Origin of the sequence: Streptomyces flavusporus, assembly GCF_046267975.1 — a bacterium.
In the GTDB taxonomy this organism is placed as follows: Bacteria; Actinomycetota; Actinomycetes; order Streptomycetales; family Streptomycetaceae; genus Streptomyces; species Streptomyces flavusporus.
In genome coordinates, this window is record NZ_CP176503.1 from 6,569,342 (window position 1) to 6,587,362 (window position 18,021).

The window sequence follows — 18,021 nt, forward strand, 5'->3', positions numbered from 1 at the left end:
AGAAGTGGCTGTGCGCCTGTCTCAGGCGGTCTCTGCAAGATGGCGGTAGAGGGTGGCGCGATGGATACCCAGCGCCTTCGCGATGGACGTGACGCTCTCCCCCTTCTCACGTCTGGCGAGGGCTATGGCCAGCTTGTCGTCATCGACCACGGACGGCCGCCCACCGTGGCGGCCCTGCCGGGCGGCGGTGTCCAGCCCTTCCAACGTCTTTTCCCGGATGCCTTCCCGCTCCACTTCGGCAGCCACGGCCAACACGGCGAACACGATGGCGCCCGCGCCGTTCGGGTCGTACACGCCCGTGAGTGGCCCGGAGAGCAATTCCAGTTGGATGCCGTCCGCCTGGAGAGTGGACGACAACGTCATGAGCTCTGCCGCACTGCGGGCAAGGCGCTTCATCTCCGCCACCGTGAGGATGACCGGTTGGTTCGGGGCAGCAGCCTTGAACTCCCGCGCGAGGGTGAGCGCCTTCTCAAGCTCCGGCCGCTCCTTCACCCGGCTACTGATCTTCTCGGAGAAGACGCGGGTGCACTGTGCGCGGGCCAGCATGTCCAGTTGCGACTGGAGTTCCTGCCCTGCCGTAGAACACCTGGCATAGCCCAGTCGAATCGCTGCGCCCGGTACGGCTTCGGCTACCACGGGCATGGGCTCACCCTGCACCCACCGCTTACCAGGGTTGCGGTCGGCCGGAGTCTTCACGGTGAGTTCTGCTTTCAGCGCGGGCACGAGGGCGAAGCGGCCCGTGTGGTAGTTGGCTGCCACCTTGCCCGCTCCCGTCCGGCAGGGGCTACCGGCGGGGGCTTCGCACTTCGGGCAGGAGTGACGCTCGACCTGATCGGCCGGGATGTTCGTGGTCATGATCGGGACTGTCGCATAAACGTGTCGCGCAACGCAACTCCCAAGGTGATGTTTCGCGACAGGTTGCGCGACAGCCAAGGGGGAGCGAAACGGACACGGCCCGGAGGGTGTCGCACAGTCGCGTATCCGACCCCCGTTACCTTTTTCGTGGCCCCGCAATGGGGCGCCTGGCCCCCGGGTCCGGTATGGCTGTGTGCCCCCTGTCGTACGGATGACCTGGGGGGTGTTGCCGCCGGGCTTCGGGGCACCGCTTGACCGCTGATGAGGGGCCTGACGACCGCCTGGTCCGGCGCAATGCCGGGCCGCTTCACGGGCGGCATGTCTGCGTAACGTGGTTGCCGGCGTGTGGTGCCGCAGGGACGGCCGGGAGCTGAGGAGACGAGTGGCGAGGGGCACGCGCACATGGTCGACACGACCGCGATAGATCTCTTCCTCGGCCTGGACCTGGGCAAGGAGTTCCACCACGCCCACGGCCGGACCGCGGACGGCAGAACCGTGCACGACAAGCGGCTGCCCAACACCGAGCCGAGACTGCTGGAGCTGTTCACCAAGCTGGTGGCGAAGTTCGGCACCGTTCTGGTGATCGTGGACCAGGTCGCCAACATCGGCGCGCTGCCGTTGACGGTGGCCCGCGCGGCCGGCTGCCGGGTGGCCTACCTGCCCGGGCTGTCGATGCGGCGGGCCGCCGATCTGCACCCGGGCGAGGCCAAGACCGACGCCCGCGACGCGTTCGTGATCGCCGAGACCGCCCGCACCATGCCGCACACACTGCGCGCGGTGGACCGCGACGACGAGGTGCTGGCCGAGCTGACCATGCTCACCGGCTACGACAACGACCTGGCCGGCGAGGTCAACCGCGCCACCAACCGGCTGCGCGGCCTGCTCTCCCAGATCCACCCCTCTCTCGAGCGTGTGCTCGGCCCGCGCCTGGCCTACCCCTATGTCCAGGCCCTCCTTCAGCGCCACGGCTCCCCGGCGAGACTGAGGAAACTGGGCCGGGCCCGCTGCGAGGCCCTGCTCAAGGTGCACGGTTCGCGCAAGGCCCACCACCTGACCGCAGAGATCTTCGACGCGCTCGCCGAGCAGACCCTGGTCGTTCCGGGCACCGAGGCCAGCGCGCTGATCGTGCCAGGACTTGCCGCCCAGCTCGCCGCCGCCCACACCCAGCGCCGCCAGGCCGAGCAGGAGATCGCCGCCCTGCTGGAGGCCCTCCCTCTTTTCCACCTCTTGACGTCCCTGCCCGGCCTGGGCGTCAGGACCACGGCGGCCGTGATCGTCGCGATCGGTGACGGCACCGGCTTCCCCACCGCCGGGCACCTCGCCTCCTATGCCGGACTCGCGCCCGCCACGAAGTCCTCGGGCACCTCCATCCGCGGCGAGCACGCACCCCACCGCGGCAACCGGCTCCTCAAACGCGCCCTGTTCCAGGCCGCGTTCGCCGCGATCGGCTGCAAAGCCGACCTGTCCTCCCGGATCTACTACGACCGGCAACGCGCACGCGGCAAGACCCACACCCAGGCGATCCTCCGCCTGGCCCGCCAGCGCGTGAACGTCATCCACGCGATGATCCGCACCGGGGCCCTCTACGAAGCACGCACCCCGGGCGACGTCGACCTCGCCGCCTGACGACTCCACCGCCCTACCCTCCAGGCCCCATCACGCCCGCGTACCGGCACGGCCAATCCGGCCCTGCCGGCCACCGGGCTGCCCATCAGCCACCCGATCCGCCGGGAACACCCCGATCCGCGGGACGTTCCCGAAAACCACGATCAACCCCTACAAGCCGACCCCACCGGGGTTGACGAAACAGATAGGGGCACCCCCCCCCGATTAAGCGACGACCTGTCGCGCCCTTGCCCGGCCTGCCAGACGTGAGGCTGTGTGCCTGTCTGAGCGCCTGCCGCTTCGCTCTGGTCGCGCCGTGAGTCGTGTGGCCTGTCGCCTCTCATAGGGGCGCACAGCCGTTCGCCTGCCACCTGCTACCGGCGAGCCCAACGGCGGAGGGAACGGCAAGACTCACGCCTACCCAAGGGCAACGGCGAGCGGACAGCGGAGACGTATGAGGCGACGGCGAAGGGGGTGGGGTATGACCCCTTGAGCCTGGCAAGGGTGGCCGCCGCGTTTGGCAGCTCGGAAACTGCCCCGGTTCCAAGGTCGATCAGGCGACGGCGAGCCTAGTCAGCGACGAAGAAAGCGCAGGTCATGACCTTTATAGGCGCTTGAGCCGGCGGAGGCGCGGTGCATGAGAACGCAAAGGTGGCGCCCTCCCCGACGCACGACCAGGGAGGGCAGCGTCTCTGCGGCTTACGCAGTGTCCTGCCTCATGCCGGGGCGGTCCGCCACGTAGGCCCACGTCAGCGCGAGTGCCGGTGAGGAAGTCGCTATGCCACTGGCGACCATGCGCGGCGCGGTCGTCGAGTCGAACAGGCGGTGGCAGGCGCGGCACAGGGGCAGGTTGCGCATCAGGTCCGTGGTGTACGGCATGCCCGCTTCCTTGCCCTGAGTCATGCGCTTCTCATCTGGGTCCGTGTGCGAGTACGCCCAGTCCCGCGCCTGCCCTCCGCATTTCCAGCACCGGTACAGGCTGGCGCTGCCCCGCTTCGCCTTGGTGCGGTTGTGTGCACCGGCGTACGTGACGTCGTCCCCCTTGTACCGGGGGTCGACGTGCTGAATGCGATCCGTGCAGCGCGCTGTCACCCCGCTGATGAGGTTGCTCAAGTTGTACTCCCGGACGGTGCCGCAGTCGCACTCGCAGAGGACGCGCTGAGAACCGTTGGCCGTGCCGCGACGCTCGACGATGACCAGACTGCCGAACCGATGCCCCAGCTTGTAGACCTGACGGTTCGGGCGCGTCTTCGGGTATCCCTTGCGGACGTACGAGGAACGCCCTGCCTCACGGTCTCTCTGCCGACGTGCCCGGTCTCGGCATCGAGCGCCGCAGTACCGGGCTTGCGGGCGCTTGCCCGTCAGCGCTTCGCCGCAGTGAGCGCAGCGGCGCGGGTCTGCTGTCGTCTCAGGCTTACTCAAGAACGAATCGTCTCCTTCAAGGCGGCGGCCGTAGGCCGCCCCATCTGCTTGTGGCTCACGTCTTGGGCTGGCTCCTGCTTCCCTTCCTCCTCTTCGCCGCTGCTCCCCCGAAGGGGGCTAACTAGATAGAGAAGAAGCGGACGTTTACGCAGGTCAGGCCATGCATCGGTACGCGTCACGCGTGTACTGGGTAAGTGCCGGGCGTGTACTGCTCCGGCTAACGGCGGTCCTTGTGCGCCCGGCAGGGGACAGGCGCCCCCTTCTCCTTCTGGAACAGGCGACGCGTCAGGACCAGGCAAGCAGCCGTGGACTGCGAAGACACAAGGTCCAGCCTCTTGGCGCGGTTCACTGCGCCGGTCGCGCTCTGCTTACTCAGCGGCTTGCCGTCTTCATCGGCGAGGACGGCGGCAAGCTCGCCCGCCTGGAAGCTGGCGTGCCCGTGGCGATCGGCCCATCCGATGGCGGCGAAGTGGACGCGGTAGTGAAGGACGTGCCGTGTGTCGCGTGCCATGCGCCGGAACTCGCGCTGAGACACGGGGCACCCCATGGATTGTTCATGCCGAAGCTGATGGCCACCCGGTGTGGTCCCTTCCCTGTGTGGCGCACGGGTGCGCGCCAGTGACCCCCGCCGGACGGCGGGACATGTGCCCCCGCCGGATGGCGGGACATGTGTCTCCCTTCTTTCTGTGCGACGGTCAACAGGGGGTGGGTTCAGGTAGTGGCCTCAGTGGTGCCGCAGGCGTGAGTCTCTCCGTCGATGAGGGGGGACGCACAGACCTCGCAGGTCCAGACGATTTCGATCGTGATGTTCAAAGGTCGGCAACCTCCGGTCGGTAGCCAAGGGCAGCGCGTAGCTGCACCTCGGCGAGTGAGTGGAAGTCGCGCGTACCGTTCGCGCTCGGGGGGCTCCTGCCTCCCCTGCCAGCCCTCTGGATGGCGGCCCCTTCACGGAGTGGCCAGCTCTACCGCCGCCGCACGGCGGGAGCTACGGTGTCCGCTTCTCGAAGGAGCGGGAGGGATCTTCCTACATGGCAGGCCGCTCGGCCGTCAAGCTGGCTGGCCGAGCCCCTGCCCTTCGCGTCGCAAGGGCGAGCCAGGGCAGGGGCATCACTCCGTCAGAGCTTGGCGGCGAAGTCGTCGCTCTTGATGACAAGGCGCTCGCGCACGTCGCGAGGGATCTTCAATCGCAGGTGTACGGACGGGGCGCGTACGCCCTTGACCTTCGTCCGAGTCACCTCGCACGTGATGCCGACTCGGCGCAGATCCTCCGCCATAGCTTCCATGCCTCCCGCTTCCCACACTTCGCGGAACGTCTTCCCGTTGTGGACGAGCGTCCACCGGTCCTGTGTGGTCTCGGGGTCGATGGCATTCAGTTCGTCCGTGAGCTTGTCGAGCGCCTTCTCCGCCTGCTCCCGAGTGAACCGCGTCTTCGTGTACCGGCCTCCCGGTTCGAGCTCGGTCATGTAGTACGCGATCGCCTCTTCGAGCCGCTTCACTTCGGCGCGAGCCTCAGCCCCTCGCGCGTACTCCCGGACCTGTACGGGGAAGTCCCCGAGGACCCGGAGGACGTCGCTCACAAGCACGTCGTACACGCTTTGCGGGTTGGGTGCGCCGAGTCCTCCGCTCTTGCAATCGCCGCAGCGCAGGTAGGCGTAGTCCCGCCCCTTGTGGCTCGTCTTCTGCACGGTCATGTTGGTTGAGCAGTCGACGCAGGTCAGCACGCCGAGGAACTGTGTAGCGCCGCCTGTCTGCCGGGCAGGCTGGTTCTTGCTTCGGCGGTCGAGTGCCGCTTGAAGGGTCTCGAACTCCTCCTCGGTGAAGATCGGGGGAGCGACCAGTATCGGCTTGCCGTCGTTGCCGAGGACGATCCTGCTCCGCCGCTTCCCGCCCTGCTTGTTCTCCTCGACCCGGTACCCCATGAGCGCCGGGTTCCGAAGGCGCCGGAGGAGAGTCGACGGGGTGAGCCCGGCGGACATGAGCCCAGCGCGGAGGATGCACAGAACCATGCGCCGGGCGGACACTCCTCGCAGCGCCATGCGGCGAGCCCAGTGCAGCCCCTTGTGCGCACTCGAGTCGATAGCGAGGGCGGGCTTTCCGTTGATCCTCGTCGTGACGTAGCCGTACGCAGGCTTACCGACAAGCCACGCGTCCTGAGTTCGCGTGTAGTCCCACAGCGACGCGACGCGGGTGGACGTGTTTGCTGCCTCGATCTCGGCGATACCGCCGATGAGGGTGACCATGATCCGGCCGACAGTCGTGCTGAGGTCGATCGCGTCGTTCTTCGACACGAGGTTCTTCCCGTACTTCTCGCACCACTCGATCATGGTTGAGAGGTCCGTCATGCGGCGGATGAACCGGTCGAGCTTCCAGAACAGCAGAGCATCGAACTCGGGGGCCCGGTTGTTGAGCCACTCGCCGAGCGCCTTCCGCTTCCACGGCGGAACCTTCGTCGCCGACACGTTGAGATCCGAGGCGACACCGACGACGCGGTACCCCTTCTCCCTGGCGAGCAGGCGGAGGTCCAGCTCCTGCCGCACCGGCGACGTAGTGTCGTCCGTAAGTACGGACAGGCGGATGGAGAGCAGGGCTCGGGGTGCATCCTCGGGGAGCAGCGCCTCCGCTCTCTTCAGGTCCTCAAGTAGGGCCAGGTCAGCGGCGGTCCACTCGGTCTCAATGTCGTACGTCTTCACGGGGCCGGACAGTACATGATGGATTTGGACCCGTTTCCTTCTGGCCGCAGATGGACACGAGTATCCAAATCGGTCCGACGGGCAAGAAGCTGCTGCCGTTGAGTGTGGTCAACGGGCCGACCGTGTCAGGGCGGTAGGAGCGGACCGAGTGGGCCCAGGTCGAGGTTGAGGTCGTCCATCGTGAGGTCGTAGCGGCGGCAGAGTTCCGTCATGCGGTCGTGGAGGATCATCAGGGTCAGGCCCAGTCGTTCCTCCTGCTCCTCGCTGAGGCCGCCCTGGTCGACGCGGTGCAGGGCCTGGCGTTCCATGAGCTGGCGGAGCAGTTCGACGATGGTGAGGACGAGCTTGACCAGGTCGCGTTCCACCGTCTCCGGATTGGTGCGGAGGCGGCGGGCGACCGACGATCGGTGGTCCTGGTTGCCGAGGGGCGGCACCTCGTCCGGTCGGGCGGGGAGGAGTGCGAAGGCGCGCCGCGCGGCGTCGGCGACTTCCTCCAGGCGGTCGGCGTGCGGGCGGTCAGCGGGGTTCGTCATGCCGGTCGTCGCCTCCGACGAGGGTCGTTCCGGGGAGGAGCGCTTCTGGAGCGAGGGCCTCCCACTGCTGCTCGTGCACGCCGACGATCACCGCGCGCAGCGAGATCCTGACCAGGTCGATGTCCGCGATCGACAGGACGATGTCGCCGGTGAGCACCGCGCCGCTGCTCAGCAGCCGGTCGAGCAGGTCGATCAGGGCGACCTGGCGCTGGGCGAGCGGGGGATCCTCGTACGTGGTCACCGCTGTCGCGCTCCCTCCGGGGGCTGGGGTTCCGGCGCCTGGGCGAACGAGTACGGCACCCACGGGCCGGTGACCTCCACCCGTACGCCCGGGAATTCCTCGGCGGCGTGCAGGACCCGGTCGCGGAACTCCTCGGCGAGGCGGCGAGGGACGAGATAGGCGTCATTGGCGACGTTCTCCCCGGTTCCGCCGGCCAGTCTGCCCTGCTGGGGCCGGTGCCGGGCGTGTGCCACGGCGAGGTTCCAGACCTGGTCCTCGATACGGCGGACGGCCTGGACGGCGGACGACCAGGCGTCCTCGCGTGCGTGCTGCTGGCGTCGGCGTTGCCGCAGGTAGGCGCGGCCGGAGTCGGGTTCGTCGGCCGGGGTGGCCGCCTGCGGCCGAGCGGTTGTACGGGACTGCTCGGCGTAGACCTTCACGCCCCACTCGACATGGTCGGCGAGCCGGTCCAGCAGCGCGGTGAAGGCCTTCTCCTGTTCGCCGAGCATCTCGCGGACCCGGGCGTCGTCGAGGTACACCGTCGCCAGGCGGAGCGGGAGCACCGTGGTGTGAGCGCCAAGGGTTTCGACGACGTGGTGGTGGGCCCGGGCCACGGTCTCCAGCCAGTCCAGGTCCTCCAGGTGAGTCTTGAGGGCGGCCTCGGAGAAGTCGGCCCGTGGGACCGGGCTGACCGCTGCCGCCACGTTGCCGTGGTGGACCAGCGTGACGGGCGCGTCCGCGACCCCGCGCACGCCGGGAAGTGCGTCCCGCTCCAGGGCAGCGACGGGCCGTACGACGGCGTACGCGTAGCTGAGCTGGTCGTCCTGGTCGTCCATGGCGTCAACTCCGGCGGTCGTCGTCCTCTGCGGTTCTGCGGCTCCTGCGCCGCGGCTCCGCCGTGGTCTCGCGCTCCCGCTCCCGCTCGCGGTCGTGTGAACGGCGGCGGCTGCCCGAACCGCCTTCGGGCAGCTCCGCCTGCGACTCGGCCACCTGCTTGCGCAGCTCCTTGATCTCGTCGCGCAGCCGGGCGTTCTGCTCCTCGAGGTCGCGCGCGCCGTCGGCGCGGGACGACAGGGCCGGGTCGCGCTCCCACCAGTCGATGCCGATCTCCTTGGCTTTGTCCACGGAGGCGACCAGCAGGCGGAGCCGGATGGTGAGCAGCTCGATGTCGAGCAGGTCGATCTTGATGTCGCCGACGATGACGATGCCCTTGTCGAGCACGCGCTCGAGTATGTCGGCGAGGTTCGCACCGGTTCCCTGGCCGTACGGCTGAAGCGTCCGCGCCGGAGAGGGACCGGCGGATGGGGGCTCGGTCACGTCGTCCTCGACCTCGTTCCTGGGAGCGGCTCGGCGCCGTCGGCTACCTGGAGCGCCGACGGCTCTCGGCCGCGGGTTCCTCGTCGTCGCGGTCCTCGTCCTCTTCGTCCTCCTCGTCCTCGTATTCGGCCTCGTCCCTCTTGTCGTAGCGGTCCTCGGGCTGCGCCTCTTCGTCCTCGTCCTCTTCGTCCTCGTACTCGTCCTCGTCGTCGCGGGGCTTCGCCTTGTCCTCGCCGCCGCCCTCGCGGCCCTCCTCGGTCTCCTCGCCGCGGGCCTCGCGGTCCTTCTCCTCGGCCTCCTCGTCCGGGCCGCGAACCACCCGGCCGTCGCGGATCTCTCCGCGCCAGGCACCCGTGGCCTCGCCGCGCAGCATGACGAATTTGCGGTAGAGCTTCAGATCGAGGCGGGCGCGGCGGCCCTGGGCCCGCCAGAGGTTCCCGGTCTTCTCGACGAGTCCCTTGGGGTAGTAGTCGAGGACCAGCAGGACTTTGGTCAGGTTGTCGGCCAGCGGGTGGAAGGTGACCACTCCGTTGGGAGTGCCCTTGGCGCCTTCCGCCGTCCAGGCGATCCGCTCGTCGGGCACCTGTTCGACGATCGTGCCGGTCCACGCGCGGCTCGACTTGGCGATCTTGGCCTGCCACTGGGTGGTGGTGTCGTCCTTCTGTTCGACACCCACCACGCCTTTGGCGAACCGGCCGAACTCCGCGAACTGCGTCCATTGGTTGTACGCCTCGTGGACCGGCACGCCGACGTCGACGTCCTCGATGATGGTCATGCTCTTGGCTCCGCCGCTCTTCGACCCCCGCTTCAGGCCGACGGCTTCCTTGACCTTGTCGGTCACCGCGTCCTTGGCGTGCGCGGCGGTCTCCTTGGCCCGGGCGGCGATCTGCCCGCCGAGCAGCTTGCCGCCCTTGCCGCCGAGCAGCTTGCCGCCCTTGCCGCCGAGCAGCTTGCCGCCCTTGCCGAGGACGCGGACGAGGGGGCCGGGCCCCAAGTGGGCGGAGCCGAGCCGGTTCGCCGCGTCGCCCATCTTGTGTCCCACGCCGGTCAGCGTGTGTTCCAGGCGGGCCTCTGCGTAGTGGCCCAGTTCCTCGACCAGCTTGTTCGCGCCCGGGCCCTTCAAGACGCTGGTAGCGCCCGGCGACTTGCCGTCAGTCATCGTCCGACTCCCTCGCTCGCGAGGTACCGCCCGGCTTGGAGGACGCCCGGTCGCCGCCGGACTTCGGCTCCGACGAGGAACGTTCCGTCTTCTTGGCCTTGCGCGGCTCCTCCTCCCCGCGCGGCTCCTCCTCCCCGCGCGGCTCCTCCTCCCCGCGCGGCTCTTCCTCCCCGCGCGGCTCTTCCTCTTCGCGTGGTTCTTCTTCGCGGGGCTCCTCCGCCGCGCGGCCCTCGTCCTCCCGTTGCCCCTGCAGGCCGAGGGTGCGCTGGTGCAGGGCGTCGGCCAGGTGGTCGGCCTGGGCGTTCAGCACGGAACCCACCGCGGCCTTGGTCGCGCCCGCCAGTTCGGTGCGGGCCTGCCGGTTGAGGTTGCCGAGCACGGGGGCCAGGGCCTCGGCGAGGTCGCCGGCCTTCGCCCGCCTGGCGGCCATCGCCAGGGCGAGGCCCAGGGCGGCCCCGCCCTTCTTCCTGCGGCCCAGCACATAGCCGCTGATGAGGGCAGCTCCGATCTTGGCGCTGTTCATGATGCCGTCTTTCCGAGCTGATACAGCCTGATTTCCTCCAGCCGCCGCAGCAGCTCCTTCTCGCGTGCCGTGAATTCCTCCTCGTCGATACGGCCCTCGACCCGCGCCCGTTCCAGGTCGGCGAGCGCCGCCTGCACGGGGGTGGGGTCGTAGTACTCGTTCTCCGCGACCTGTACGACCTTCTCCAGCACCCAGCCGATGCCGCGCACCGGGGCGAAGGGCAGGGCCAGCACCTCGTAGACCAGTCCCACGGTGTCTCCTTGTGTCGTTCGGTGCCCGCGCCCGTCGACGGTCGTCAGGCGAAGCTGTAGGGCGGCAGTGGTCCGCCGAGACGTAGCTCGGCTCCCTCGGGCAGTTGCTCGGAGAGCTCCGCGCAGGCGTTGGTGAACTCTTCGGACTTCTCGCCGTCCACGAGGAACGAGGCGTTGACGAAGTACTGCTGGGAGGGCGCCGACAGGTTCTCGGCGTACCCGAGCGGTCGCAGCGCGGCGACGACCCGCTCGGCCAGCGCCTCCTGGCGGGCCTGCACCTCCTGGGCCACGAGCTGGCCGAGTTCCACCCGCTGCTCGGGACTTCCACGGCCCTCGCGGGTCGCCTCGTTCAACTCACGTATCCGGTCGGACTCTTCGACGATCTGCCGCAGCAGCGTGTCCTCGTCCTGCACACCCTTGACGTTGAACTCCACCCGGCCGGTGAGTTCGGCCAGTCGCTGGCTGTACTGCTCGGCGCTCTGCTCCAGAACGGCGCGGACGGCCTCCTCGTCCTGGGCGATGAAGCCGAAGCCCAGCGGCAGCGTCACGCCGTCGGACCACAGCCGCTCCTGCACCGTGTGATGGGCCTCGAGGTTACGGCGGGCCACCGACAAATCCTCCGGTGCCTCGCTGACGACGGCGCACAGCGAGTCGCCGCGCACCACACGCAACTCGGACGATTCGCCGACGCCCTTGAGGTCGTCGAGACGCAGGGGGTGCGAGGCCTCGGTGATGGCGTAGACGTACAGCGACATCGCTCACTCCTCGCGTTCTCTTGAGGAACGGCGTTCCGAACCACGTTCGACGGGTTCGCGCTCGCGCCGTTCCTCCTTGCCGCGCCGAGGTCGTTCGCCGCTTTCGATCTCGTCGTGGCGGCCCTTCTGGAGGGACTCGGTGAAGGCTTCGACGGCGCCACTCAGCGCGCCTTTGCTCTTGCCCTTGGCGCCGCCCTCGGTGACGCGTTCCATCACGTCGGGCAGCTGGGCCGGGGCCTTGCGGCCCGCTTCGAGGTCCAGCCTGTTGCACGCCTCGGCGAAGCGCAGATAAGTGTCCACACTGGCCACGACGATGCGAGCGTCGATCTTGGCGATCTCGATGCCGACGAGGGACACTCGCACGAAGGCGTCGATCACCAGACCGCGGTCCAGGACCAGTTCCAGGACGTCGTAGAGGTTGCCGGAGCCACCTCCGCTCGGGGCGGGCACCCCGCCACCGCCCGGCATCACGGTCACGACCTGCTCCCTTCGTTCCGGTCTATCTGGGCCCGCGTGTAGCGCCGCCCGCGTTTGTAGGCCAGCAGTTGGCCGGCCGGGTCCAGGGCGACCTCGTAGCTGGCCATCACGCTCGCGGTCTCGGGGATGCGCTCCAGCTCCACGACCTCGACCGCGGCCTCCCAGCCGTCCTCGGTCGGTTTCAAGGAGGACACGGACTCCGGAGGCCGGCCCAGCAGCTCCGCGAGCTGCTCGGTCGCCTGTCGCATCGCCTGGGCTGCCGAGACTCTCTCGTTTCCGGGCATATCATCACCAACTATCCTCAATGCTCCATGTCTCCCAAAACCCGCACATCTATCTCTTCGGCGAGCAGGTTTTCGAGTGAGAAGGCGCATCCAGAACGGAAGCGGCGGCGTCCACGACGGTATGGACCTGGGAAAACCGCCTGCTCAGCAGCCACCTGAAGGGTGCTTGGTGGTCGCGATCCGCCTCCCCGTGCGGATCGTCGTCCCTGCGTCTGGCTGTACCGGTACGCCCTGACGCCGGCCGGACACGCGACGCCGTCCTGCGGCCGGTGGGTGAGGCGCTGCGGGCCGTGGGCGGGCCACGCGGCAGGCGCTGGCGTCGGCGCGGGAGACCGTGCGGCAGGCGCGGGCCGACGTCCGGGGCATGCTCCTCGGCGAGCCGCGGCAGCCGCCGGCGAGGGCCCGACGGGAACCTGCGGCCGCCGGCACACGTACTCTTGGTAGCAGTACGACCGCACTCACTAAGGACTGAACGACACTGGGCAAGCGACAGCCCGAAGGCCCGCCGCCGGCACCCGCGGTGCAGCGCGTCCGACTGCGCTACACCAAGCGCGGCCGCCTCCGGTTCACCAGCCACCGTGACTTCCAGCGCGCCTTCGAGCGTGCGCTGCGCCGCGCCGGGGTGCCCATGGCGTACTCGGCGGGGTTCACCCCGCACCCGAAGGTGTCGTACGCCAATGCCGCACCCACCGGCACGGGCAGTGAGGCGGAGTACCTGGAGATCGCCCTCACCGAACCGCGTGATCCGGAGACCCTGCGCGCGCTCCTCGACGAGTCGCTGCCCGACGGGCTCGACATCGTCGAGGCGGTCGAGGCCCGCACCTCGGGGCTCGCCGACCGGCTGACGGCCTCCGTCTGGGAGCTGCGGCTGGACGGCGTGGACCCGGCCGACGCCGCCCGCGCGGTGGCCGTCTTCAACGCGGCCGAGACCGTCGAGGTACAGCGGCTGACCAAGAACGGCGTCCGCACCTTCGACGCCCGCCCGGCCGTCGCGAGCCTGGACAGCGCGGCAAGTTCTGAAATGCACAGTTCGCAGGCTGATAGGCCGACGGACCAGCCCTGTGCGATACTGCGGCTGGTTGTTCGGCACGTGACGCCTGCCGTACGACCCGACGACGTCCTGTCCGGTCTCCGCGCCGTGGCCGACCTGGCGCCGCCGGTCCCCGCAGCGGTGACCAGGCTGGCGCAGGGGCTGTTCGATGAAGAGACCGGCACGGTGACCGACCCGCTCGCGCCCGACCGCGAGGCAGTCACGGCCGCCCCGGCCACCACTCCGGGAGCCGCCGATCCTGCCGCCGCGAAGGCGTCGGCGTAAGGAAGGTCCCGCGCAGGGACGCACGTCGTAGCGCCGCCCTCGTACTCGGGAGCCACCTGGGTCGGGCAGCGCACCGACCACAAGACTTTCGCCAGGCCGTACGCAACACGGCATACGGAACCGGCGAGACAGGACTACAGAGAGCTCCCGTGCGGCGCCCGCGCCCCGGACGGCGGCAGTCGCGCATCGCGCGAGCCGCGGACGTCACCGGCATACCCGCCGGACCAGGTGCGGCGCCCGGGAGCCTGACGGGAGAAACGCCCGCATGCTCGAGCCGATCGAACCCACTGAGCCCACCACGGGCCCCGAACTGAACACCCCTAGCGACACCCTGCCGCCGCGCCGGCGGCGCCGTGCCGCTTCCCGCCCGGCGGGACCGCCGGCCGCCACCTCCGACACCCCGGCCGAGACCGTCACGCCGGCCATACCGGCTGCTGAGTCCACCGAGATTGCTTCGGCGGAGGCCGAGGAGGCGGTCGAGGTCATTGAGGCCCAGGAGACTGAGGCCGCCGCTGAGAGTGTCGAGACCGCTGAGGCCGCCGAGGCGGCTGCTGCCGCCGGTGATGAGGCCACCGCGCCTGCGGGTCGTACGCGCCGGCGTGCGACTCGCCGGGTCTCCGCGCCTGCCGCGTCCCCCGCCGCCGCGGAGGCCGCCGAGACCGTGGTGCCGGTGACGGCCGCGGCTCCGGCCCCTGCCGAGGTTCCCGAGGAGAGCGCGGCTGCCGAAGTCACCGAAGTCACCGAGGAGCCCGCTCCGCCGCGGGCCCGGCGCCGGGCCACACGTCGTGTGTCGGCGCCGGTCGCGTCCCCGGAAGGCGCCGAGGCCACCGAGACGGTGGTGCCCGCGACCGCTCCGTCCGCCACGCCGGTGAGCGAGGCCGTCGAGGCGCCTGCCGCCGAGGCCGAGCCCGCTGAGGAGGCTGCGCCGGCCGGCCGTACCCGTCGGCGTGCGACCCGTCGCGTGTCCGCGCCCGTCGCGTCCCCCGCTGCGGCAGAAGCCGTCGAGGAGCCCGCTGTCGCGCCGCAGACCGAGGCCGCCGCGCCCGCACCGGAGACCGCCGAGGAGGCGGCTCCGCGCCGCACCCGTCGGCGTGCCACCCGCAAGGCCGCCGCACCGGCCGGGGAGCCCACGAGCGAGCGGACGCCGTCCGGTGCCGAGGGAGCCGAGGCACCCGCCGCCGCCGAGGTTCCCGCCGGGCCCGAGACGCCCGCCGCCGTCGAGGTGCCGGTGACCGCGGCCCCCGCCGTCGCCGCCCCCGAAGCCGTCGCCGACCAGGGCGGCGAGGGCGGTACGTCGCGCCGTGCCCGGCGCCGGGTCGTGCGCAAGGCCGCCACCGGGTTCGCCGCCCCCGCGCAGCAGGACGTCGCCGAGGGCGAGGCCGAGTCGCCGCGCCGGCCCGCGCGGCCCGCGGTCGCCGTGTTCCAGGCGCCCGTGTTCACCGAGCCGCAGTTCCAGACGCCCGAGCGGGCCGCCGCCGAAGCGGCCGCCGAGGCGGCGGAGGAGGCCCCCGAGGCCGAGGAACTCCCCGAGGAGCAGCCCGGGCCGCGGCGTCGCCGCCGTCGTCGGGGTGCCGAAGAGCCCGAGGCACAGGCCGCCGAGACCGCCGTCGAGGACGAGGCGGAGGAGGAGGCCGAGGAGGCCGAGGAGGCCGTCGAGGGTGACGAGGGTGACGAGGGCGAGGAGACCGGGGCGCGTCGCCGACGTCGTCGCGGTGGCCGGCGCCGTCGCCGGGGCGAGTCCGCCGAGGGCGAGTCCGGCGAGGGTGACGAGGCCGAGGAGCTCGCCGCCGAGCAGGCCGCGCAGGACGCCGAGGACACCGCCGAGCAGGTCGAGGAGGACGTCGAGGAGGAGGACCGGGGCGCTGAGTCCGGTGGCTCGTCCACCAGCAGTCGGCGTCGCCGTCGCCGTCGTCGTCGCGCCGGCGACTCCGCCCCCGACACCGAGCCGTCCGCCGACGACCCCGAGCGCACCGTCGTCAAGGTCCGCGAGCCCCGCCCGAAGGCCGAGCCGTCCGACGAGGTGCAGTCCATCAAGGGCTCGACGCGTCTGGAGGCCAAGAAGCAGCGCCGCCGCGAGGGGCGTGAGCAGGGCCGCCGCCGCGTTCCGATCATCACCGAGGCCGAGTTCCTGGCCCGCCGCGAGGCCGTCGAGCGCGTCATGGTCGTCCGGCAGAACGGCGACCGTACGCAGATCGGCGTCCTGGAGGACGGCGTGCTCGTCGAGCACTACGTCAACAAGGAGCAGTCGACCTCGTACGTCGGCAACGTCTACCTCGGCAAGGTGCAGAACGTGCTGCCGTCGATGGAGGCCGCCTTCATCGACATCGGCAAGGGCCGCAACGCGGTTCTCTACGCGGGTGAGGTGAACTTCGAGGCGCTGGGCATGGCCAACGGGCCGCGGCGCATCGAGTCCGCCCTGAAGTCGGGCCAGTCGGTCCTCGTCCAGGTGACGAAGGACCCGATCGGCCACAAGGGCGCCCGCCTCACCAGCCAGGTCTCCCTCCCCGGCCGCTACCTCGTGTACGTGCCCGAGGGCTCGATGACCGGCATCAGCCGCAAGCTGCCCGACACCGAGCGGGCCCGGCTGAAGACCATCCTCAAGAAGATCGTCCCCGAGGACGCGGGCGTCATCGTGCGCACCGCCGCCGAGGGCGCGAGCGAGGACGAGCTGCGCCGGGACGTCGAGCGGCTGCAGGCGCAGTGGGAGGACATCCAGAAGAAGGCGAAGAACGGCAACGCGCCGACGCTGCTGTACGGCGAGCCGGACATGACCGTCCGCGTCGTGCGCGACATCTTCAACGAGGACTTCTCCAAGGTCATCGTCAGCGGAGGCGACGCCTGGCAGACCATCCACGGCTACGTCTCGCACGTCGCGCCGGATCTGGCCGAGCGGCTGCAGAAGTGGACCAGTGAGGTCGACGTCTTCGCCACGTACCGGATCGACGAGCAGCTCGCCAAGGCGCTGGACCGCAAGGTCTGGCTGCCCAGTGGCGGTTCGCTGGTGATCGACCGGACCGAGGCGATGGTCGTCATCGACGTCAACACCGGCAAGTTCACCGGCCAGGGCGGCAACCTCGAGGAGACCGTCACCAGGAACAACCTGGAGGCGGCCGAGGAGATCGTCCGTCAGCTGCGGCTGCGCGACCTCGGCGGCATCATCGTCATCGACTTCATCGACATGGTGCTGGAGTCCAACCGCGATCTGGTGCTGCGCCGCCTGCTGGAGTGCCTGGGCCGGGACCGGACCAAGCACCAGGTGGCCGAGGTGACCTCGCTGGGGCTGGTGCAGATGACCCGTAAGCGGGTCGGGCAGGGGCTGCTGGAGTCGTTCTCCGAGACCTGCGTCCACTGCAACGGCCGCGGTGTCATCGTGCACCTGGACCAGGCGGCCACCACGGGTGGCGGCGGCAAGCGCAAGAAGCGTGCGCGGGCCGGTGCCGAGCAGCCGGAGCAGCCGCACGAGGTCATCGTCGGCGGGATGGTCAAGGTCGGCGAGACTGCCGAGCAGGAGGCGGAGACCGAGGCCGAGGTCGCGGCCGAGGCCGCCGAGCCGCTTGCCCTGCCCGCTCCCGAGTTCGCACCCGACGAGGAGCTGTACAGCAGCGTCGCAGAGGCGGAGGCCGCGGCCACCCGCGGTCGTTCGCGGCGCCGGGCGAGCCGACGGGCTTCGGCTCCCGCCGGTGCGCCGAGGAGTGAGGCGGACGGAGCCCCGGTCCGGGTGCCCACGGCTCAGGACGTGACGACCGAGGAGGAGATCGCGCGTCCGGTGCAGCCGGAGCCGGCCGCCGAGGCGCACGCCGAGCCCGTGGCCGTCGAGGACCCGGTCGTCGAGGCGCCGTCGGCCGCCGAGGCCGCTGAGGAGGCCGCGCCCAAGGGCCGTACGCGTCGTCGGGCCACCCGCAAGGTGTCCGCGCCGGCCGGTTCGCCCGCGTCGGCGTCGGCGGAGTCGGCCGTGGTGACGGTCCCCGAGACCGCGCCGGAGGTGCCGGAAGCCCCGGTGACGCCGGAGCCGGCGCAGGCCGAGGTGCCGCAGGCCGAGGCGCCCGTCGAGCCCGCCGCCCCGGCCCGTCCGCGGCGCCGTGCGGTGCGCAAGGCCACCGCGCCGACCGCGTCCGAGGAGGCGGCCGTCGTGGTCGTCCCCGCGGCACCGGCGGCGGAGGAGGCGCCCGTCGAGGCCGAGGGCGAGGAGACGGCCCCGGCCAAGAAGACGGCCCGTAAGACGGCCAAGAAGGCGACCGCGAAGAAGGCCGCCACCAAGAAGACCGCGGCCAAGAAGACCGCCGCGAAGAAGGCGACGGCCAAGAAGGCGGCGAAGACCACCGCCAAGACGGCCGCGAAGTCGGCGTCGAAGAAGACCGCGGCGGCCCAGCAGACGCTGTCCTCCGTCACGGCCTCCACCGACGAGAGCTGACGTCCGTGTGCGGTGTGCTGCCGGGTGACCGGCCGCACACCGCACGGGCCCGGCCCGGTTTGACCCCTTCGGCCACGGCCCCGTAACCTTGACCGTCGGCGTGTCCACAGACGCGCCACATCCCCGTAAACCTCTTCCTCCCGGGCACGGCGTGACCGGGAGAGGCTGCCCGCCTGCTGCGGGCGGCTGGACTGCGGGGGTGCC

Annotated in this window: 17 protein-coding genes and 1 pseudogene; 4 read left to right on the forward strand and 14 right to left on the reverse strand. The window is 70.5% G+C overall.

What is annotated here, in order from left to right; genetic code table 11:
* Nucleotides 1–21: 21 nt before the first annotated feature.
* Entirely contained in the window at nt 22–855 is an 834-nt protein-coding gene (locus ACKTSN_RS31025) for a recombinase family protein (protein WP_409472132.1), read from the reverse strand.
* 402 nt (nt 856–1,257) lie between these two features.
* On the opposite strand from ACKTSN_RS31025, the gene ACKTSN_RS31030 reads away from it, so the two are divergent.
* Nucleotides 1,258–2,481: an IS110 family transposase gene (locus ACKTSN_RS31030; RefSeq protein ID WP_409467819.1), complete on the forward strand. Its 1,224-nt coding sequence runs from the start codon at nt 1,258–1,260 to the stop codon at nt 2,479–2,481.
* Between the two features lie 678 nt (nt 2,482–3,159).
* Here ACKTSN_RS31030 and ACKTSN_RS31035 read toward each other — a convergent pair.
* From ACKTSN_RS31035 to ACKTSN_RS31095, 13 genes are all read right to left on the reverse strand, one after another.
* Nucleotides 3,160–3,573, reverse strand: coding sequence for a hypothetical protein (locus ACKTSN_RS31035; RefSeq protein ID WP_409472133.1), 414 nt, complete (start codon nt 3,571–3,573; stop codon nt 3,160–3,162).
* Between the two features lie 526 nt (nt 3,574–4,099).
* Nucleotides 4,100–4,393 carry a hypothetical protein gene (locus ACKTSN_RS31040; RefSeq protein ID WP_409472134.1) on the reverse strand — a complete coding sequence of 98 codons (294 nt, stop codon included), beginning with the start codon at nt 4,391–4,393 and terminating at the stop codon, nt 4,100–4,102.
* A gap of 604 nt (nt 4,394–4,997) precedes the next feature.
* Entirely contained in the window at nt 4,998–6,557 is a 1,560-nt protein-coding gene (locus tag ACKTSN_RS31045) for a recombinase family protein (protein WP_409474967.1), read from the reverse strand.
* A 140-nt stretch (nt 6,558–6,697) separates the two neighbouring features.
* Nucleotides 6,698–7,105 carry a gas vesicle protein K gene (locus ACKTSN_RS31050; protein WP_409472135.1) on the reverse strand — a complete coding sequence of 136 codons (408 nt, stop codon included), beginning with the start codon at nt 7,103–7,105 and terminating at the stop codon, nt 6,698–6,700.
* Nucleotides 7,089–7,346 (reverse strand): gas vesicle protein, encoded by a 258-nt coding sequence (locus ACKTSN_RS31055; protein ID WP_409472136.1) that lies wholly within the window; start codon nt 7,344–7,346, stop codon nt 7,089–7,091. Before ACKTSN_RS31055 ends, ACKTSN_RS31050 begins: the two co-directional genes overlap by 17 nt.
* Nucleotides 7,343–8,161 carry a GvpL/GvpF family gas vesicle protein gene (locus ACKTSN_RS31060; protein WP_409472137.1) on the reverse strand — a complete coding sequence of 273 codons (819 nt, stop codon included), beginning with the start codon at nt 8,159–8,161 and terminating at the stop codon, nt 7,343–7,345. Before ACKTSN_RS31060 ends, ACKTSN_RS31055 begins: the two co-directional genes overlap by 4 nt.
* A 4-nt stretch (nt 8,162–8,165) precedes the next feature.
* A complete protein-coding gene (gene gvpJ, locus ACKTSN_RS31065; protein ID WP_409472138.1) occupies nt 8,166–8,642 on the reverse strand; it encodes a gas vesicle protein in 477 nt (158 codons plus the stop codon).
* 43 nt (nt 8,643–8,685) lie between these two features.
* Nucleotides 8,686–9,801, reverse strand: coding sequence for an SRPBCC family protein (locus tag ACKTSN_RS31070; protein ID WP_409472139.1), 1,116 nt, complete (start codon nt 9,799–9,801; stop codon nt 8,686–8,688).
* Nucleotides 9,794–10,324 (reverse strand): ABC transporter substrate-binding protein, encoded by a 531-nt coding sequence (locus ACKTSN_RS31075; RefSeq protein ID WP_409472140.1) that lies wholly within the window; start codon nt 10,322–10,324, stop codon nt 9,794–9,796. The genes ACKTSN_RS31070 and ACKTSN_RS31075 overlap by 8 nt, the downstream gene beginning before the upstream one ends.
* Nucleotides 10,321–10,575, reverse strand: a complete 255-nt coding sequence (locus ACKTSN_RS31080) for a gas vesicle protein GvpG (protein ID WP_409472141.1) — start codon at nt 10,573–10,575, stop codon at nt 10,321–10,323. The genes ACKTSN_RS31075 and ACKTSN_RS31080 overlap by 4 nt, the downstream gene beginning before the upstream one ends.
* A gap of 44 nt (nt 10,576–10,619) precedes the next feature.
* Nucleotides 10,620–11,330 carry a GvpL/GvpF family gas vesicle protein gene (locus ACKTSN_RS31085; RefSeq protein ID WP_409472142.1) on the reverse strand — a complete coding sequence of 237 codons (711 nt, stop codon included), beginning with the start codon at nt 11,328–11,330 and terminating at the stop codon, nt 10,620–10,622.
* 3 nt (nt 11,331–11,333) lie between these two features.
* Nucleotides 11,334–11,798 (reverse strand): gas vesicle structural protein GvpA, encoded by a 465-nt coding sequence (locus ACKTSN_RS31090; RefSeq protein WP_224736821.1) that lies wholly within the window; start codon nt 11,796–11,798, stop codon nt 11,334–11,336.
* A 5-nt stretch (nt 11,799–11,803) separates the two neighbouring features.
* Nucleotides 11,804–12,091, reverse strand: a complete 288-nt coding sequence (locus ACKTSN_RS31095; RefSeq protein WP_224736800.1) for a gas vesicle protein — start codon at nt 12,089–12,091, stop codon at nt 11,804–11,806.
* Nucleotides 12,092–12,295: 204 nt separating this feature from the next.
* On the opposite strand from ACKTSN_RS31095, the pseudogene ACKTSN_RS31100 reads away from it, so the two are divergent.
* The 3 genes and pseudogenes from ACKTSN_RS31100 to ACKTSN_RS31110 all read left to right on the forward strand — a co-directional run.
* Nucleotides 12,296–12,563, forward strand: a pseudogene (locus ACKTSN_RS31100) (hypothetical protein); the annotation flags it as partial.
* A 48-nt stretch (nt 12,564–12,611) separates the two neighbouring features.
* The gene (locus ACKTSN_RS31105; RefSeq protein ID WP_409472143.1) at nt 12,612–13,406 is read left to right on the forward strand and encodes a TIGR03936 family radical SAM-associated protein; all 795 of its coding nucleotides are present in this window, start codon (nt 12,612–12,614) and stop codon (nt 13,404–13,406) included.
* A gap of 265 nt (nt 13,407–13,671) precedes the next feature.
* Nucleotides 13,672–17,817 carry an Rne/Rng family ribonuclease gene (locus ACKTSN_RS31110; RefSeq protein WP_409472144.1) on the forward strand — a complete coding sequence of 1,382 codons (4,146 nt, stop codon included), beginning with the start codon at nt 13,672–13,674 and terminating at the stop codon, nt 17,815–17,817.
* Nucleotides 17,818–18,021 lie beyond the last annotated feature (204 nt).

Coding starts and splice junctions, on each gene's coding strand:
- ACKTSN_RS31070 (WP_409472139.1), bottom strand. CDS start 9,801: ATGACTGACGGCAAGTCGCCGGGCGCTACCAGCGTCTTGAAGGGCCCG.
- ACKTSN_RS31090 (WP_224736821.1), bottom strand. CDS start 11,798: ATGCCGGGCGGTGGCGGGGTGCCCGCCCCGAGCGGAGGTGGCTCCGGC.
- ACKTSN_RS31025 (WP_409472132.1), bottom strand. CDS start 855: ATGACCACGAACATCCCGGCCGATCAGGTCGAGCGTCACTCCTGCCCG.
- ACKTSN_RS31085 (WP_409472142.1), bottom strand. CDS start 11,330: ATGTCGCTGTACGTCTACGCCATCACCGAGGCCTCGCACCCCCTGCGT.
- ACKTSN_RS31050 (WP_409472135.1), bottom strand. CDS start 7,105: ATGACGAACCCCGCTGACCGCCCGCACGCCGACCGCCTGGAGGAAGTC.
- ACKTSN_RS31030 (WP_409467819.1), top strand. CDS start 1,258: ATGGTCGACACGACCGCGATAGATCTCTTCCTCGGCCTGGACCTGGGC.
- ACKTSN_RS31060 (WP_409472137.1), bottom strand. CDS start 8,161: ATGGACGACCAGGACGACCAGCTCAGCTACGCGTACGCCGTCGTACGG.
- ACKTSN_RS31075 (WP_409472140.1), bottom strand. CDS start 10,324: ATGAACAGCGCCAAGATCGGAGCTGCCCTCATCAGCGGCTATGTGCTG.
- ACKTSN_RS31095 (WP_224736800.1), bottom strand. CDS start 12,091: ATGCCCGGAAACGAGAGAGTCTCGGCAGCCCAGGCGATGCGACAGGCG.
- ACKTSN_RS31110 (WP_409472144.1), top strand. CDS start 13,672: ATGCTCGAGCCGATCGAACCCACTGAGCCCACCACGGGCCCCGAACTG.
- ACKTSN_RS31040 (WP_409472134.1), bottom strand. CDS start 4,393: ATGGCACGCGACACACGGCACGTCCTTCACTACCGCGTCCACTTCGCC.